Source organism: Bacillus thermozeamaize (assembly GCA_002159075.1).
Classification (GTDB): domain Bacteria; phylum Bacillota; class Bacilli; order ZCTH02-B2; family ZCTH02-B2; genus Bacillus_BB; species Bacillus_BB thermozeamaize.
Window position 1 is genome coordinate 30,542 of sequence record LZRT01000062.1, and the last position, 17,951, is coordinate 48,492.

Below are 17,951 nucleotides of genomic sequence, written 5' to 3' on the forward strand. Positions count from 1 at the left end.
TTCAATTCAAGAAAAGTTTGATCAAAAAGGCAGGTGTTTGGGACGATGAGCATTCTCGTCAATCGCGAAACACGGGTCATCACACAAGGGATTACCGGTGCGACCGGTCTGTTTCACACCAAGCAGGCGATTGAATACGGTACCAAGATCGTGGGCGGTGTCACTCCCGGCAAAGGAGGCACGACGGTAGAAGGGGTTCCCGTGTTTAACACGGTGCATGAGGCGGTATCCAAAACGGGAGCCAACGCTTCCGTGATTTATGTTCCTCCCGCTTTTGCCGCCGATGCGATCATGGAGGCTGTCGACGCTGGCGTGGAACTGGTGGTTTGCATTACCGAAGGGATTCCTGTCTTGGACATGGTGAAGGTCAAACGGTTTATGGAAGGGAAAAAGACGCGCCTCATCGGGCCGAACTGCCCTGGCGTCATCACCCCTGGGGAATGTAAAATCGGGATAATGCCCGGATACATCCATCTGCCAGGGAAAGTGGGTGTCGTATCGCGCAGCGGGACGCTCACTTACGAGGCGGTTCATCAGCTGACCACGCGCGGGATTGGGCAATCGACCGCTGTCGGCATTGGCGGCGATCCGGTGAATGGCACCAGCTTCATTGACGTCCTGAAGCTGTTTAATGAAGATCCGGATACGGAAGCCGTGATCATGATCGGCGAAATTGGCGGGACAGCGGAAGAACGGGCCGCAGAATGGATCAAGGCGAACATGAAAAAGCCGGTCGTCGGGTTTATCGGCGGCCAGACGGCGCCTCCAGGAAAGCGGATGGGCCATGCCGGAGCGATTATCTCCGGTGGCCAAGGTACGGCAAAAGAAAAAATCGCCAAACTGGAAGAAGCAGGGGTCCGGGTAGCTCCCACGCCTGCCGAGATGGGTTCGACATTGGTGGCCGTGCTGGAGGAGCGGAATCTCCTGGATCGCGTCAAGGTGAGGTAAAGTCAAGGAATGGCATGCCTTTCGGGCATGCCGTTTTTTTGTCGAAATCAACTGAAGAGATTGAAGAGATTGGTAAATCGTGCAGGATTTTTGCGGCGGGCGTCGAATCATGGCAAGAAAGGGGTGATTCTGATGCAACTTGAGGAACGGGATTGGCTGATCGCGCTGGATGCGGTAAAGGGAGTGGGCTGGCAGACGATTCACCGTCTCGTTCAGGCCACGGCTTCGTTAAAAGAGTTGAGCGAATGGCCGGTTGAGCAATTCCAGTCCATCGGCATCCGCCGGCGAACAGCGGAGGCGCTGCAGCGGGCCATGGCCGGATCGTGGGTCCTGCTGCAGAAAAAGCGGCGGGCGTCGTGGCCTTACCGCGTGCTCACCATTTTTGATGCGCATTATCCCGAGATCCTGCGACAGATCCACCAACCTCCCTGGGTCTTGTATGCGCTCGGCAAGCTTGATTTGTTGCAGGGTCCTGCCATCAGCATGGTAGGAACACGGACCCCTACCTCCTATGGGCGGATGGTCGCTTACAAATTGGCCAGGGAGCTTGCGGAACACGGCTGGGTCGTCGTCAGTGGATTGGCCCGCGGGATTGACAGTGAGGCGCACAAGGGCGCACTGCAGTCCCAGGGAGGCACGATCGCAGTGCTTGGTTGCGGCATTGACCAGATATACCCGCCGGAAAACAAGTGGCTTTATGAGGAAATTGCCCAAAAGGGGTTGGTCCTCTCTGAATATCCGCCGGGCACGCCGGTTCATGCCGGATTGTTTCCGCAGCGCAACCGGTTGATCAGCGGATTGTCTCTTGGTACCGTTGTAGTCGAGGCTGCCAGTCGCAGCGGCGCCCTGATCACTGCCGACTTCGCGCTGGAGCAGTCACGGGAGGTATTCGCCGTGCCAGGTCCCATTTACAACGTGCAAAGCAGCGGCACCAACCAGCTGATCAAGGAAGGGGCAAAAATGGTCACGGGCGTCCATGACATCCTGGAAGAGTATGCTTTTGCGGGCAAACCTTCCAGTGCTTCTCATGCTGTCCGTCTGACCGCCGAAGAGAACCGGCTTCTGTCGCACATCGGGTATGCAGGGGTCCACATCGACGAACTGAAAAAGATCACCGGGCAGGAATGGGCAACACTTTATCCGATGCTGATGCAGTTGCAAATGAAAAAGGTGATCCGGCAATTGCCGGGATCTTACTACATCCGCTGCGACTAGTCGGCCCTCTCACATTGCTTCCAGACAAAGCATAGTTTGACAAAGAAAGGTTTATGATTTAATAATAGAAAAAGTTTTGTTTTCATTTCACGGGTAGGTTTGGACAGGAGGAGCATTGCATGTCGCAGCTTGAAGCGTTAGTGATTGTGGAATCACCTGCGAAAGCGAGGACGATCAGCAAATACCTTGGAAAAAAATACATGGTCAAGGCTTCCATGGGCCATGTCCGTGATCTCCCCAAAAGCCAGATGGGGGTAGACGTGGAACATGGATTCCAACCGAAATACATCACGATCCGCGGGAAGGGCGATGTCCTGAAAGAACTCAGGGACAGCACGAAAAAAGTGAAACGGGTCTTTCTGGCTGCCGACCCGGACCGGGAAGGAGAGGCGATTGCCTGGCACCTTGCTCACATTTTAAACCTTCCGGAAGAAGAGCCCTGCCGGGTCGTCTTTCACGAAATCACAAAAGAGGCCGTCAAGGAGGCCTTTAAACAACCCCGGCCCATCGACATGAATCTGGTCAATGCCCAGCAGACCAGGCGCATTCTGGACCGGCTTGTCGGATATAACATCAGTCCCCTGTTGTGGAAAAAGGTTCGCAAGGGCTTGAGTGCAGGGCGTGTCCAGTCCGTTGCGGTCAAGTTGATCATCGATCGGGAACGGGAAATCCGTCAATTTGTCCCGCAGGAGTACTGGACGGTGACGGCCCATCTGATAAAAGACGGGCAACCCTTTACGGCAAAATTCTACGGGCGTGGCGGAACAAAGGAAGAACTGCGGCGGGAAGAAGAGGTGCAGGCCTTACTGAAAGAAATCGAGGGCCAGCCGCTGGTGGTCCAATCCGTCAAGGAGTCGGAACGCCGCCGCAATCCGGCGCCGCCTTTTACCACCAGCTCGCTGCAACAGGAAGCGGCTCGGAAACTGAATTTCCGGGCATCCCGGACGATGTCGGTGGCGCAGCAATTGTACGAAGGGATTGAACTCGGAAAAGAAGGTTCGGTAGGTTTGATTACCTATATGCGCACCGATTCGACGCGGGTTTCCGAGACGGCCCGCCAGGAGGCCAGCCTCTTTATCCGGGAACAGTACGGTGAATCGTTTCTTCCGGAGCGTCCGCGTCAATTCGCGCAAAAGGAAGGGGCGCAGGATGCCCACGAGGCGATTCGTCCCACATCCGTTTTCCGTACCCCTGATGCCGTCAAGGCGTATCTTACCCGCGATCAGTACCGCCTCTATAAACTGATCTGGGAACGCTTCGTCGCCAGTCAAATGGCCTCCGCTATCCTGGATACCGTCTCTGCGGAACTGGTGGCTGGCCAGGCGGTGTTTCGGGCCAGCGGTTCGAAACTGAAATTTCCTGGCTTTATGAAAGTTTACATTGAGGGAACGGATGACCAGGTTGAAGAAGAAGGCTTTCTCCCGCCGCTCGCTGAAGGGGATCGGCCCATGCTGGAAAAGATTTCACCGGAACAGCACTTTACACAACCGCCTCCCCGCTACACGGAAGCGCGTCTTGTAAAGACGATGGAGGAGCTCGGCATCGGCCGGCCAAGCACCTATGCCCCGACGCTGGAGACAATCCAAAAACGCGGTTACGTCAGCCTGGAGGACAAGCGGTTTGTCCCGACGGAGCTGGGTGAGCTCGTCATCCAGCTGATGGAGGAATTTTTCCCCGACATTTTGAACGTGGAATTTACGGCGCAAATGGAAGAGAACCTGGACCTGGTAGAGGAAGGGCGGATCCAATGGGTTAAACTCCTGGATGATTTTTACAAGGAATTCCAGCAAAAACTGAAACGGGCCCATGAGGAGATGCAGCGTGTCGAGATCCAGGACGAGGTGGCCGATGAAACCTGCGAAAAGTGCGGCCGTCCGATGCTCTTCAAGTACGGGCGTTTTGGCAAGTTTCTCGCCTGTTCCGGTTTTCCGGAATGCCGCAACACCAAGCCCATTGTAAAATCCACTGGCATCCAATGTCCGAAGTGCGGCGGCCAAATCGTGGAACGCAAAACCAAACGGCGTCGTACCTTTTACGGATGCGATCGCTATCCGGAATGTGATTACGTGTCATGGGATAAGCCGGTGGAAAAGGCCTGTCCGCAGTGCCAGTCGCTCATGGTGGAGAAAAAGGGCAAAAAACAGGAGAAATCCGTTGTATGTACCGTATGTGGCTACCATGAGGCGGAACCGGCCACGTCGCAAGGCTAGACTGAACGGGCGTTCAGAATTTTTCACGTGAAATACACAATTTATCTTGCCAGGCTCTTTTCAATTGTGCTATTATGTTATATGTTTGTTTTGAATGGAGTGAAAAAGATGTCTACTCTTGTAGAAGAATGTCGAGATTTCATCGACATGCTCCATGCAAAACACCATTTCTCTACTCATACTCTCCGCCAGTACCAGCAGGATGTCCGGCAGTTTGCCGAATTTCTGGAAGAGCGTTCCCGCACCAGTTTTGCGGAGGTGGATGTGTATACGGTGAGGGCCTACCTGAGTCATCTGTATGACAAAGGGTATGCCCGCCGCACCATCGCCCGCAAGCTGGCCACCCTGCGCAGTCTTTTCAAGCATTTGATCCAACGGGGACGGCTGACAGATAACCCGCTGATGCTGGTGGCTACACCAAAAACGGAGGCACGTCTGCCTCGATTTCTATACCCGCGGGAGGTGGAACAACTCCTGGCAGTCATTGACACCGGGACACCACTCGGCTTACGGGATCGTGCGATTGTCGAAACGCTTTATGCATCTGGGATGCGTGTCAGTGAGTTGGTGGGCCTGGATTTGGAAGATGTGGATTTGGCGACTGGCCAGGCCCGGGTGTGGGGGAAAGGAAGAAAAGAGCGAATCGTCTTGCTGGGAAGTTATGCAATTATGGCGATTGGGAAATACTTGAAATCAGGAAGGCCTCAGCTTGCGGCCAAATGTAAGGATGGGCTCGATCAGGGGGCGCTGTTTCTGAATCACCGGGGAACCCGTCTGAGTGACCGCAGCATTCGCCGTCTCCTGGACAAGTATGCAAGGCAGCTCGCCAATCTGATCAACCTGTCCCCACACGTGCTTCGGCATACGTTTGCCACACATCTGCTAAACGGCGGCGCCGACATCCGGGTGGTGCAGGAACTGTTGGGACATGCGCACATCTCTACTACCCAGATCTACACACATACGACCCGGGAGGCGTTGCGCCAGGTTTATGTGGATGCACACCCGCGAGCGAAAGGGGCAAAACCATGAGGGGGATGTTTCACGCCACCACGATCTTTGCCGTACATCACCAAGGACAGGCGGCGATGGCCGGCGACGGGCAGGTCACTTTTGGTGAGGCCACGATCATGAAACATCAGGCGAAAAAGGTGCGCCGCCTGTATCATGGCCAGGTATTGGCCGGTTTTGCCGGCTCCGTGGCCGATGCACTGACCTTGTTTGAACGCTTTGAGGAAAACCTCGAAGAGTTTGGCGGGAACCTGCTGCGCGCGGCGGTGGAACTGGCCAAGGAGTGGCGGACGGATAAACTGATGCGCCACTTGGAAGCCCTCCTCCTGGTCATGAATCAGGATCGCCTCCTCCTTGTTTCAGGCAGTGGAGAGGTGATTGAACCGGATGACGGGATGATGGCCATCGGATCCGGTGGCAATTACGCCTTGGCTGCCGGCAGGGCGCTGAAGCGACATGCTCCTCACCTGAGCGCCGAGGAGATGGCCAGAACGGCGTTGTCCATTGCTGCCGACATTTGCGTCTACACGAATCACCAGATTGTCGTGGAGACGTTGGCGGGAGAGGGAGGCGGGAATGGATGAACCAGACGCTGACGCCCAAGCAGATTGTCGCCGAGCTGGACAAATACATCGTCGGTCAGCAACAAGCCAAAAAGGCCGTCGCGGTTGCCCTTCGCAATCGCTATCGGCGGAGCCTGCTGCCGCCGGAAATGCGGGATGAGATTGTGCCGAAAAACATCTTGATGATCGGCCCGACTGGTGTCGGAAAGACAGAAATTGCCCGCCGTTTGGCCAAGCTGGTGGGGGCGCCGTTCATCAAGGTGGAGGCGACAAAGTACACCGAGGTAGGGTATGTGGGTCGCGATGTGGAATCGATGATCCGCGATTTGACCGAAATCGCCGTTCGCATGGTCAAGCAGGAGAAAATTGAACAGGTCCAGGATCGGGCCGAACAGATGGCCAATGAACGGATTATTTCCATCCTTGTTCCTGGCCAGCGCAAAACGAGGCCGTTTAAAAACCCCTTGGAACTGCTCTTTAACCCTGATGATGGCAAAGAGCCGGAGGATGCTTTCCATGACCAGCAACTGGAGCAACAACGCCGGGAGATTCGAGAACGGCTGAACAGCGGACAGCTGGAAGATGAGCTCATCGAAATCGAGGTTGAAGACAATATTCCAAACATGTTTGAGATCATTTCCAATACCGGCGTTGAACAGATGGGCATTAACATGCAGGAGTTGTTTGGCAGTTTCCTGCCGAAAAAGACAAAAAAGCGCCGCCTTCCCATCCGGGAAGCCCGGAAGATCCTGACTCAGCAGGAAGCGATGAAACTGATCGACATGGAAGAGGTGATCCGGGAGTCGATCCAGCGAGTGGAACAATCCGGCATCGTGTTCATCGATGAGATCGACAAGATCGCCAGCAAGGAGCATGGCCCGGATGTCTCCCGTGAGGGGGTACAGCGGGACATCTTGCCGATCATCGAAGGTTCTACCGTGATGACAAAATACGGTCCGGTGAAGACCGATTATATTCTGTTCATCGCTGCGGGAGCTTTTCACATCGCGAAACCGTCAGACTTGATTCCTGAGCTGCAGGGCCGGCTGCCGATTCGCGTCGAACTGGATAACCTGACCGAAGAGGACTTTGTCCGGATCCTCAAGGAACCGAAAAACGCCTTGTTGAGACAGTACAGTGCGTTGCTGGAAACGGAAGGTATCCAGGTTCACTTTACGGAAGAAGCGATCCGCGAAATCGCCAGATTGGCCACCAGAGTCAACCAGCAGACAGACAACATTGGCGCCCGCAGACTGCACACGCTGCTGGAGAAATTGCTGGAGGATCTTTCGTTTGAGGCGCCGGACATCAATCTGGAAAAAGTGGAAATCACCCCTGAGTATGTCAGGGAAAAATTGGGACCGATTGTGGAAGATGAGGATTTAAGTCAATATATTTTATAAATGTTAAAATAGAAAAAAAGAAGCCTTGAGAAGGAGGATGTTGTAACGATGAATCTGCTAGCCAAAACACGTCGAATCAACCGTCTTTTGCAAAGAACGGCAGGACATGCTGTCAATTTCAATGAGATGGCTGAAGTGTTGAGCGATGTCATTGAAGCGAATACCTTTGTCGTCAGCCGGAAAGGAAAAATGCTGGGCGTCTCGATTTACACGCCGATCGAAAATGATCGCCTGAACAAGATGATCGAGGACCGCCGTTTTCCCCAGGAGTACAACAACCTGCTGTTGAAGGAAGATGAGACGAAGGCGAACATCACGCTGGACAGCCCGCTCACCGTTTTTCCGGTAGAAATGCGCGGCATTTTGGACAAGGCCTACACGACCCTCGTTCCGGTGGTTGCCGGCGGGGAGCGTCTCGGCACGTTGCTTTTGGCGCGACTGAACAAGGAATTTGTGGATGATGACCTGATTCTGGGCGAATACGGCGCGACGGTTGTCGGCATGGAGATCTTGCGTGAGCGTTCGGAGGCGGTCGAACAGGAGGCCCGCAGCAAGGCGGTCGTCCAAATGGCCATCGGTTCCCTTTCCTACAGCGAAATGGAAGCAGTTGAACATATTTTCGAAGAGCTCAACGGCAAGGAAGGGCTCTTGGTCGCCAGCAAGATTGCGGATCGGGTGGGGATTACCCGTTCTGTCATCGTCAATGCGCTGCGGAAGCTGGAAAGTGCCGGGGTGATTGAATCCCGTTCGCTCGGTATGAAGGGAACCTACATCAAGGTGTTGAATGAAAAGCTGCTGACCGAACTGGAAAAACTGAAGGCAGAATCCTGATGGCAGGGCGCGTGTCATATTGAAACGTTTCGCCAATCCTTCCTCTTCGGTGATCTGTGGCCGCAAGAGGAGGGATTTTTTGTTTTTCTATGTTTATTTATGTATCTTATTGTCGTCCTATGAAATTTGTGGTATGGTAAAACTGACCAATTAATAGATAAATATTTCCAATGTGATTTCCCAGGACAGGGCAAACCCAGCGAAAGCTGGCGGCGCAAAGCAATGGGTCTAAAGCGCGGCGAGATGCCGCGCCATGACTGCCATGCTGCACTTGGGGTGCCTTGTCGTTTTGCGACAAGGCTTATTTATTTCGCTTCTGAGATCTAAGTATGTGCACGAAAATCGTTTTATGAGGCGGTATCTTCATTCAGTGAAATTTTAGCGAAAAGAGGTGAAAGGTGCAGGAAAAGGATTTCTTATGTCGAATAAGACAAATATTGAATAAAATTGCAGCAAATGGTATACGACTGACATCCAATCCATCGTATGAGGCAAGGAAGTGAGAAAATGACCATTCTCCCTCCTGAGTTGAACCTTGCGCTGGATGCCGCCGCACTCCGGCAGCGGGTGTTGGCCGACAATGTGGCCAATGCGGAGACACCTTATTTTCGCCGTTCAGATGTGCGTTTTGCGCAGGTTTTGAAAGATGCGTATGACCGGCACGCGTTCATCGGGAAGAAAACGGATCCCCGCCATCTGCAGATCGGCAAAAGTCCCGTGCCGGAGATTCAGGTGGTTCAGGAAGGGCGCCTGACCAACTCCAATGCCCAGAGCAATGTGGATCTGGATTACGAGATGGCGTCCATGGCGCAGAATGCCCTCTGGTATCAGGCGCTGGTTCAACAGACCTCACATGTCCTGGCGCAATACCGACGTGTCCTTGAAGGGAGATAAGCGTGATGCAGATGTTTGACGGACTGGCAATCAGCGCATCCGGTTTGACGGCCCAGCGTTTCCGCATGGATGTGGTGGCTTCCAACATCGCCAATGCCCAGACGACGCGGAGCCAATACGTGGACGGCCAGTGGCTGCCGTACCGGCGGAAGATGGTTCAGTTTGCCCCGTTGGGGGGCGGATTTGCCAGCCATTTGCAGAAAGCGATGGGCAGGATCGGGCCTGGCCAGGGCGTGGTGGTCAGGCGCATCGTGGAGGACCCGACACCCTTTCAGCAAGTATACATGCCGGAGCACCCGGATGCCAACGCTGAAGGATATGTCCTTTTGCCAAATGTGGACATATTGAAGGAACAAGTGGACATGCTGACCGCCACCCGGATGTATGAGGCCAATGTGACCGCTTTTCAGGCAAGCAAGACCATGCTGGCCAAAGCGCTTGAAATTGGAAGGGGTTGATCCGCTTGCTCAGTTCTGTGATGAATCAGCTGATGGCACCGGGCATTGACGGAGGTCAGGGTGTCCATTCCCCGCAGCAAACCGTCTCGCGCGAAATCACGGACAGCTTTAAGACGTTTTTGGCAGAAGCGCTACAAAAGGTAAACCAACAACAGATCCGCGCCGAACAGATGACACAGCAGCTGGTCAGCGGGCAGGCCGAGAACCTGCACGATGTGATGATTGCCGCCGAAGAGGCCGCCATCAGCCTGCAGATGGCTGTTCAAATCCGCAACAAAGTGGTGGAAGCGTATCAGGAGATCATGCGGATGCAAATCTAACCGGCCGTCTCACGTGGCCAGAGGATGGCTGGCAGGCTATCCTGCCATGAAATTTTGCAATGAAAGCGGAAGAGTGAGCACGAGGTGACATGGTGAACGAAACCCTGAAGCAGTATTGGTCACGTCTTACTGAGTGGTGGGGAACATTTTCCAGGAGGCAGAAAATTTTTTATCTCGCAGCTGTTCTTGCGGCAATCATTCTGCTGGTTTCCCTTGTCGTCTGGTTGACGCGGCCGGAATATGAAGTCGTCTTTTACGATTTGGAACCGAAGGACGCCCAGACGGTGACCCAGCAACTGACGGAAATGGGAATACCTTACCGCCTGTCGCAAGACGGAACGATGGTTTCGGTGCCCAAGTCGGAGGCGGCGAATGTCAAAGTACAGCTGGCGGATAAAATTCAGAGCGGTTCCATCGGTTATGAAGTGTTCATGCAAAACCTGGGTTTGGGCATGACGCAGGAACAGTTCAAAGTGCTGGAAAAGGGCGTCATCGAAGGGGAACTGGAGCGGTTGATCAAGCAACTGGACGGCGTCAAGGATGCCGATGTGATGATCACGATGCCGCAGCGGAGCGTTTGGCTGACCGATGAGCAAAACCCGGCCACCGCTTCGGTCGTCCTGGAGCTGGAACCGGGCACCCGCCTGGAACCCCAACAGATTAACAGCCTGTACCAGCTCATTTCGAAAAGCGTGCCCAATCTGCCCGTTGAAAACATTTCGCTCGTCGATCAAAACGGCATGCTGCTTTCGACCACCCAAACGGGACAATCTGATACCATTTTGGGTTCGGCCTACGAGCAGCAAGAAAAAATCAGGGTCAATTTCCAACAGCGCCTGCAGCAGGAGATTCAACGGACGCTGGGGGCCATTTTCGGTCCTGATCGGGTGATCGTCCAGGTTTTCGCCAACCTGAACTTTGATCAGGAGAAGCGGCAGGAAAACCTGGTGGAGCCGGTCGTCGACGACCGGGGGTTGCCCATCAGTGAGGAGAACATTCAGGAACAATCGACCGGTGGCGGTCTGGGAGCCGGTGGAGTGGTCGGCACAGGCAGCGGCGAGGTGCCCCGGTACGTCAGTGAGGGTGAGGCCGAGGGCGGCAACTACGAACGCCTGGAAGAACGCATCAATTATGAGGTGAACCGGATCAGAAAGGAAGTAGTCGCCAGTCCCTACCGGGTGGAAGATCTCTCGGTGGCGGTCTGGTTTGAACCCCGGGATCCGAACGATTTGGCGGCTGCTGAGCAGGACCGGGAGCGCATCCAAAACATGCTCACAGGCATCGTCAGCGCTTCCTTGAGCGGCAGCGGGCAAAACTGGACGCCTGCCGACATCCAGAACAAGATCGCGGTCGATTACCGGATATTTGAAGGACATGCCCAAACGGAGGAACCGTGGTACAATTCCTGGCAACTCTGGGCTTCTGTTGCTGGAGGCATCCTGTTGCTGGGCGGGCTTCTCTTCTGGTGGTTCCGCCGTCGCCGGAAGGCGGAAGAGCTCGGGGAGACGGCAAAATTGACAACTGTTTATCCTCCCGAGGAGTTGCCCGTGTTGCTTGAAGAATCAGATGAAAGCAAGATGAGAAAGAAATTGCAAGAGGCCATGCGCAAAGAACCGAAAGAATTTGTCCAGCTCTTGCGCACCTGGATGCAGGAAGATTGAAGGTATGACCGGAGGGGTGAACCCATGGGTAAGGAGGGGTTGATGTGGCAACCCGCAAGCTGACAGGGAAGCAAAAAGCGGCCGTCCTGTTGATTTCCATGGGGCCGGAGTTTTCCGCCGAAGTGTTCAAGCATCTCAATGAGGAAGAAATTGAGGAGCTGACACTGGAGATTGCGGCGTTTCGAAAGGTGACACCGGAGATGACCTCCAGTGTGTTGAAGGAGTTTCAGGAAATTTGGGTGGCGCATGAATACATATCGCAAGGCGGGATTCAATATGCCAAGGATGTCTTGGAGAAAGCGCTGGGGGAACAGCGGGCAAGGGAAATCATCAACCGCCTGACGGCCAGCCTCCAGGTTCGCCCCTTTGAATTTGCCCGCAAGGCGGATCCGATGCAGATTTTCAACTTCATCCAGAATGAACATCCGCAGACCATCGCGCTTGTCCTTTCCTATCTTGAACCGGAACAGGCGGCGATGATCCTGAGTTCCCTGCCGAGCGAGCAACAAGTGGATGTGGCACGCCGGATCGCGAAGATGGAAAGCACCTCACCTGATGTGATTCATTCGGTCGAGCGTGTCCTGGAACAGCGGCTGTCGACGATGGCCAACCTGGATTATGAAGAGGTAGGGGGCATTCAAAGTGTCGTCTCCATCCTCAATGGGGTCGACCGCTCGACGGAAAAGGCCATTCTGGAAGGACTGGAGCTCACTGAGCCGGAGCTGGCAGAGGAGATCAAAAAACGGATGTTTGTCTTTGAGGACATCGTCACGCTGGATGATCGTTCCATCCAGCGGGTGATCCGGGATGTGGACAACACCGATCTGCAACTGGCCCTGAAAGTGGCCAGCGACGAGGTGAAGGAGGCCATTTTCCGGAACATGTCCTCGCGGATGCGGGAGATGATCCAGGAAGAGATGTCCTATATGGGTCCTGTGCGCATCCGTGATGTGGAAGAAGCGCAGATGCGTATCGTCTCGGTGGTTCGCCGTCTGGAGGAGATGGGCGAGATCATCATTTCTCGCGGCGGAGGAGATGAGATCGTTGTCTAACTTGCAAAAAACCGGACGGATTATTCGTCTCGCTGGTCAGGCCCCATTGTCTGGCCCCGTGACGATTGGCCCCAGGCATCTCACCCACGGTGATGGAAAAGCGGAACCTGCCGGCAAGACGCCCATGGAGTTGACCGAGCCGGTACGGCGGCTGGCCGATTCCATCTTGGCAGAAGCCCGCCAAAAGGCGCGGCGCCTGGAAGAAGAAAGCCGCCAACAACTGGCGCGGTGGCGGGAACAGGAGGAGGCAGTACTGGCACGCCTGCGGGAGGAAGCCAGAGAGCAAGGATACCAGACAGGCTGGGAACAGGGGCTGGCAGAAGGGTACCGGGCAGGAGCTGCCCGGGCGGAAGAAGAGTGGCAGGGTCGCTTGCGGGAGATCAATGAACTCCTGTGGCATGCCACACAGATCAAGGAACAGATGATACAGGAGGCGGAACACGATGTCCTCCTGCTGTGCCTGGCCATCGTGCGCAAGGTTCTCGGACAACTGGCGGAACAGCAGGAAGAGACCGCCCGGCAATTGATTCGTCAGGCGTTCCGGGAAAACCGGCTGCAAGGCAGGGTGCGCCTGGTCGTTCATCCGTCTGACTTGCCGGCCGTCGAAACACTCCGCCATGACTTGTCCGCCCTGCTGGAAGGAGAACGGCTGATTGAGATCGCTGTCGATCCGGAAGTGGCAAGCCCGGGCTGCGTCATTCACACCGAGCATGGAACGATTGAGGCGACACTGGACGCTCAGTTGGCCACGATCCGGGAGCAGCTGATGGCGTTGCGGGAGAAGAGGATATCCCATGAATATTCACCTGTCGAAGTATATTGAGGCGCTGCCGCAACTGAATCCTTATCGGCGGATCGGACGGGTGGTGGAAGTGATTGGCCTGACCGTCGTGGCGATGGGCCTTGAGGCCAATATCGGCGAACTTTGCCAGATATTTCCCCGACCGCAGGACGAACCGGTGCTGGCCGAAGTGGTGGGCTTTCGTGAAGGCCGCCTGCTTTTGATGCCGCTGGGTGAAATCAGCAGCGTCGGCCCGGGAAGCCGGGTGGTCAGCACCCACTCGCCGTTTGCGATCCAGGTTGGCGAAGAGCTGCTGGGCCGGGTGCTGAACGGGCTTGGTCAGCCCCTGGATGGGCGACCTCTTCCTGCCATGACCCCTTTTTCTACGGCCAGGCAGGTGGAAAATCCCCTCTGCAGGCAGCCGATCCGCCAGCCGTTGGGCACCGGTATACGGGCCATTGACTGCCTGTTGACCGTCGGCAGGGGCCAGCGGATGGGCATCTTCGCAGGCAGCGGCGTGGGAAAAAGCACCTTGCTGGGGATGATTGCCCGCAACACCAATGCCGACGTGAACGTCATCGCCCTGATCGGCGAACGGGGCAGAGAGGTGCGCGACTTTCTTGACAAAAACCTCGGCCCGGAAGGACTGGCACGTTCTGTCGTCGTGGTGGCCACCTCTGATCAACCGGCCCTTGTTCGGATGAAGGGGGCTGTCGTGGCCACTGCCATCGCCGAGTTTTTCCGCGAGCAAGGCCGGGATGTCCTCCTGATGATGGATTCGGTGACCCGTTTTGCGATGGCCGCCCGGGAGGTCGGGCTGGCCAGCGGCGAGCCACCCGCCACCCGCGGCTATCCGCCGTCCGTGTTTGCGCACCTTCCGAAGCTGTTGGAACGGACGGGCACCGGGACAAAAGGTTCGATCACCGCTTTTTACACGGTACTGGTGGACGGAGATGACATGAATGAACCGGTCTCGGATGCCGTTCGCGGCATTCTGGATGGCCACATCGTGCTGGAACGCCAACTGGCGCAGCAGGGACACTTTCCGGCGATTGACGTCCTGCAGAGCGTCAGCCGGGTGATGGATGAAGTGATACCGGAGACGCAGCGGCAGGCAGCCAACCGGGTGAAAGAATTGCTGTCCATTTATCGCCAACATGAGGATTTGATCACCATCGGGGCCTATCAGGCAGGTCACCAGCCGAAAGTGGACCAGGCGGTCAGGGCCTTTCCGATGATTCAAGCCTTTCTCAAGCAGGATGTGGATGAAGCGAGCAGCTTCGAGGCCAATATGCAGGCGTTGTTCGACCTTTACGAGCAACTGGAAGGCAAGCGTTCCGGGCAATCGACGCCTCCGCATGGGGAGGATTGACAGACTGAAGGCGGCCGGCTGTCGATTTCCTGGCGCCAATGAGAAGGAGGACGGGAGATTCGGATGATCAGACCAGAGATGGCGAAACGGATCGCCCATTTGAAGGAGCTTGCGCGGCAGCAGAGCCAGCAGCATCTGGTACAGGCCATCGACCACAAGCAACAGGAGGATCACAGGCTGCAAGAAATGCTCCGCTTCCAGCTGCAACAGGAAAAAATGCTGGAACAGTTCCTTGAAGGAGCCAGACCTCTTCCTGCCGGATTCTGGTCGCAATGGGATCTTTATCAGCAACGGATGAAGGAACAGATCCATTTCCAGCGGCAAAAGGTCGAACAGGCTGTCCACCGGATGGAAGAGAAGCGCCAGGAGGTCATCTCTCGTTCCGTGGATGAAAAAATGTGGTTCAAGCTGAATCAGATGATTTTGCTGAAGCAACTTGCCGAAGCACAGAGGCGTGAACAAAAGGAGCTGGATGAGCTGGCCAGCCACCGTCATGCGTATCGTTCGTAGGGGGGGACAGGGATGGCCAAAGGCAACCATGAAGGAAAGCAAGCGAAAAATAGCCGGCTGAAGGTCATATTGCCTGTGTTCTTCCTCTTGTTGATCGCCGCGGGAGTTCTCTGGTATCTGTTTGCTCCTCCTGGCTGGCCGCTGTCGGCAAACCGCCAGGAAGGCGAAAAAAGCATGCAAGCGCTGGAAAAGGAGACGGATGCTTTGCGCCAAGAAGTTGCCAGGCTGCAGGATGCCAACCGCCAGCTGGAGAATCAGGTGGAGCAGCTCAACCGGCAACTGAGCGAACAGCAGGAGAAGGGGCAGCAGGATGAACAGCAGGCGGCGCCGGAAGAACAGTACCGGCAGCTGAAAGCGACAGCCAACCTTTACAGCAAGATGTCCCCGAGCAAGGCAGCCGCCATTCTCCAGGCGATGCCCCGGGCAGAGGCGGCGCTGATCCTCAAAGCGATGAGCGACAGGGAACGCAGCCGCATCCTTCCACGCTTTGACCCGCAGACGGCAGCGCAGTTTACACTGGCGATACAGGAAATACCTCCGCTGGACGAAAAGACCGACTTGGATCTGGTGCGAACTCGGCTGGCGCAAGCATTGCCGGCGTCATCCTCCGTACCGGCGGCGCAGCCGGTCACGGCAGCCGACATGGCCCAGACTCTTGCCGCCATGGAACCTGAACCGGCCGCGGACATTTTGCAGCAGTGGTGGAACCGCGATCGGACCGGAACGCTGGAGATTCTGCGCTCCATGAATCCCGGCTCGAGGGCCCGGATCATGGCTGCCCTGGATGCGGATGTTGCCACGGATATCGGCCGGCAATTGGTCAGGGGATCGTCATAAAGTATAGGTCAAAGGAGGTGAGCAACATGTGGTTTCAAGGAATGTCAGCCGGTTCAACAGTCCCTGTCGGCAAAGGAAGCCAGGGAGCTTCGCTGAACAGCGCTTCTTCAGGCAACAGACCCGTCACCCCTTTTGCGGAATGGCTGCAAGCCTCCCTGCTTTCTGAAGTTCCTTCCGGAGGGCTGTCCGGCGTCCATTCAAGCCAACCCGGAAATGAGGGGCTGCAGCCTGTACCGGATGTGCCGTCCCAGGGCACGTTGGATACGCTGCTCCAATCCTGGCTGGCCGCGCTCTTTCAACCTTTTCTGCTTCAAGCCGAGGCCCTGTCCGGTATGGCGAAACAGGGTGACGCACCAAACTCTGGCGGCAAAACAGGTGGAGAAGACCCGCTAAGCCGATTGAACCAAAATTCACTGATGGCCTTGAATGGCATCGATCAGACCATCTTGCGGCAATGGCTCCAAAAAATAGCGATGGCAGGGCACATCCAACTTCCGCACAGTGTCGGCAACCTTCCTGCCGGAGTGGTTGGAGAACAGGAACTGTTGAATTGGCTGCAGATGTTGATGCAGCAGCAAGGCAATCCGCCAGAGCAGTCGTTCTTGGCCCGCGTGACACCCGATACACTTCAAATGATCCTTGCTCATTATCAAGGACATGGAGGACAAGCATTTTCAGGCCAGGATTTGCAATCCGTCATTCAGGAAGTTATTCAGGAAGTTGGATTGCAGCGTCAAGGGGCCAATGGACGGTTGAACGTTGGATGGAATGAACAAGGCGAGCTGGCTGTCAATCTGGCGAGGGAATCCCTGATGCAGGGCGCTTTCGCTCGTGCAGGGTCTGGTCGGGATGGCTCATCCGGCCAAGCTCAGAATGAGCTGTACGGCAACATACAATCCTCCTCCTTCCAGACGGGTTCAACACAGGCGACAGCGCCGGCGGATCGTTCCTTTCTCCAGTGGCTTACTCAAACCGAGGCGAGTCAGAACCCGGTCCGTGACGCAGCGCAGCCCATTCCCTCTGTCCGGTTGCTTCTCTCCCGCTTTGACACGCTGGAGGGAAGGGGTTACGAAGCCCGTTTTCAGCTATACCCGGAACAGCTCGGAACGGTTCATGTCAAGCTGATCCTCCATCAGGGGACGCTCCAGGCACATCTTTATGTCGACAACCGGTTGGCCAGGGATGTACTGGAAAGCCAGCTCCAGTCCCTTCAGCAGGCATTTGCGCAACAAGGGCTGCAAGTGGACAAAATCACCGTAGCTGTGGGAGAGGATTCGCCCTTCCACTGGCATGAACAGGGTGCTTCGTTTTATCAGGAACAAAGAAACAGCGCAGGCCAGCAGCACGGGGATGGAAATACAGCTTTCGCAGCCAGCCGTTACCAGGCAATAGAAGGTGAGGAATTTAGGGGACAAGGATTGTACCGCGGCGGTCCTGTTTCCACATCGCATGAGGGAATTGATTTAAGCGTTTAAGGCGTGTTGCATTCGGAATAGATGAAATGGATGAGTGGACCATGAGGTCCTTGGCAGATGGCCTTGGAACAAAAGGGGGGAGTTGAATGCCGGCGTTTGCCGTGGGCAGCACCGCCAGCGTGATGAACAGCCAAAACACGCAACCGTCCAACGAGCGGGAAGCTAAACAAATCCTTGGCAAGGATGACTTTCTCAAGCTCCTCGTCACGCAGCTGAAATACCAGGATCCGCTGGCGCCGATGGAGGACCGTGAATTCATCGTCCAGCTGGCGCAGTTCAGCGCCCTGGAGCAGATGATTGCCGTGGCACAGGGGCAGGAAAAAATGTTGAAGGTGTTGGAAGAAATCCAGCAGACCTTGCGGGAGATCAAAGGCGCGCTGGAATACAAGCCTCCGGCAGAGTAATTTCCA

Annotated in this window: 18 protein-coding genes and 1 other annotated feature; all 18 genes read left to right on the forward strand. The window is 55.6% G+C overall.

Going from position 1 to position 17,951, the window contains the following annotated elements:
* Window positions 1-45: 45 nt before the first annotated feature.
* The 18 genes from BAA01_08130 (at window position 46) to BAA01_08215 (ending at window position 17,945) form a co-directional block, all read left to right on the forward strand.
* Entirely contained in the window at window positions 46-948 is a 903-nt protein-coding gene (locus BAA01_08130; protein ID OUM88331.1) for a succinate--CoA ligase subunit alpha, read from the forward strand.
* Window positions 949-1,080: 132 nt separating this feature from the next.
* Window positions 1,081-2,163, forward strand: a complete 1,083-nt coding sequence (locus tag BAA01_08135) for a DNA protecting protein DprA (GenBank protein OUM88404.1) — start codon at window positions 1,081-1,083, stop codon at window positions 2,161-2,163.
* A gap of 119 nt (window positions 2,164-2,282) precedes the next feature.
* The gene (locus BAA01_08140; GenBank protein ID OUM88332.1) at window positions 2,283-4,373 is read left to right on the forward strand and encodes a DNA topoisomerase I; all 2,091 of its coding nucleotides are present in this window, start codon (window positions 2,283-2,285) and stop codon (window positions 4,371-4,373) included.
* Window positions 4,374-4,481: 108 nt separating this feature from the next.
* Window positions 4,482-5,405: a tyrosine recombinase XerC gene (locus BAA01_08145; GenBank protein ID OUM88333.1), complete on the forward strand. Its 924-nt coding sequence runs from the start codon at window positions 4,482-4,484 to the stop codon at window positions 5,403-5,405.
* On the forward strand, window positions 5,402-5,968 hold the full coding sequence (locus BAA01_08150) for an HslU--HslV peptidase proteolytic subunit (protein ID OUM88334.1): 567 nt from the start codon (window positions 5,402-5,404) through the stop codon (window positions 5,966-5,968). Before BAA01_08145 ends, BAA01_08150 begins: the two co-directional genes overlap by 4 nt.
* The gene (locus BAA01_08155; protein OUM88335.1) at window positions 5,965-7,350 is read left to right on the forward strand and encodes an HslU--HslV peptidase ATPase subunit; all 1,386 of its coding nucleotides are present in this window, start codon (window positions 5,965-5,967) and stop codon (window positions 7,348-7,350) included. The genes BAA01_08150 and BAA01_08155 overlap by 4 nt, the downstream gene beginning before the upstream one ends.
* Window positions 7,351-7,398: 48 nt before the next feature.
* Complete coding sequence (locus BAA01_08160; GenBank protein OUM88336.1) at window positions 7,399-8,181, forward strand: transcriptional repressor CodY; 783 nt, start codon at window positions 7,399-7,401, stop codon at window positions 8,179-8,181.
* 179 nt (window positions 8,182-8,360) lie between these two features.
* Window positions 8,361-8,454, forward strand: a binding site (cyclic di-GMP riboswitch class I).
* Window positions 8,455-8,688: 234 nt separating this feature from the next.
* A complete protein-coding gene (locus BAA01_08165; GenBank protein OUM88337.1) occupies window positions 8,689-9,075 on the forward strand; it encodes a flagellar basal-body rod protein FlgB in 387 nt (128 codons plus the stop codon).
* Window positions 9,076-9,080: 5 nt separating this feature from the next.
* Entirely contained in the window at window positions 9,081-9,533 is a 453-nt protein-coding gene (locus BAA01_08170) for a flagellar basal body rod protein FlgC (protein OUM88338.1), read from the forward strand.
* A 32-nt stretch (window positions 9,534-9,565) separates the two neighbouring features.
* Window positions 9,566-9,853, forward strand: coding sequence for a flagellar hook-basal body complex protein FliE (locus tag BAA01_08175; protein ID OUM88405.1), 288 nt, complete (start codon window positions 9,566-9,568; stop codon window positions 9,851-9,853).
* A gap of 89 nt (window positions 9,854-9,942) precedes the next feature.
* A complete protein-coding gene (locus BAA01_08180) occupies window positions 9,943-11,514 on the forward strand; it encodes a flagellar M-ring protein FliF (GenBank protein ID OUM88339.1) in 1,572 nt (523 codons plus the stop codon).
* A gap of 44 nt (window positions 11,515-11,558) precedes the next feature.
* The gene (locus tag BAA01_08185; GenBank protein OUM88340.1) at window positions 11,559-12,566 is read left to right on the forward strand and encodes a flagellar motor switch protein FliG; all 1,008 of its coding nucleotides are present in this window, start codon (window positions 11,559-11,561) and stop codon (window positions 12,564-12,566) included.
* Between the two features lies 1 nt (window position 12,567).
* A complete protein-coding gene (locus BAA01_08190) occupies window positions 12,568-13,389 on the forward strand; it encodes a hypothetical protein (protein OUM88341.1) in 822 nt (273 codons plus the stop codon).
* Entirely contained in the window at window positions 13,361-14,719 is a 1,359-nt protein-coding gene (locus BAA01_08195) for a flagellar protein export ATPase FliI (protein ID OUM88342.1), read from the forward strand. Before BAA01_08190 ends, BAA01_08195 begins: the two co-directional genes overlap by 29 nt.
* 63 nt (window positions 14,720-14,782) lie before the next feature.
* The gene (locus tag BAA01_08200; protein ID OUM88343.1) at window positions 14,783-15,229 is read left to right on the forward strand and encodes a hypothetical protein; all 447 of its coding nucleotides are present in this window, start codon (window positions 14,783-14,785) and stop codon (window positions 15,227-15,229) included.
* Window positions 15,230-15,241: 12 nt separating this feature from the next.
* Window positions 15,242-16,066 (forward strand): hypothetical protein, encoded by an 825-nt coding sequence (locus BAA01_08205; protein OUM88344.1) that lies wholly within the window; start codon window positions 15,242-15,244, stop codon window positions 16,064-16,066.
* Window positions 16,067-16,092: 26 nt separating this feature from the next.
* Window positions 16,093-17,541 (forward strand): hypothetical protein, encoded by a 1,449-nt coding sequence (locus tag BAA01_08210; protein ID OUM88345.1) that lies wholly within the window; start codon window positions 16,093-16,095, stop codon window positions 17,539-17,541.
* Window positions 17,542-17,627: 86 nt separating this feature from the next.
* A complete protein-coding gene (locus BAA01_08215) occupies window positions 17,628-17,945 on the forward strand; it encodes a hypothetical protein (protein ID OUM88346.1) in 318 nt (105 codons plus the stop codon).
* Window positions 17,946-17,951 lie beyond the last annotated feature (6 nt).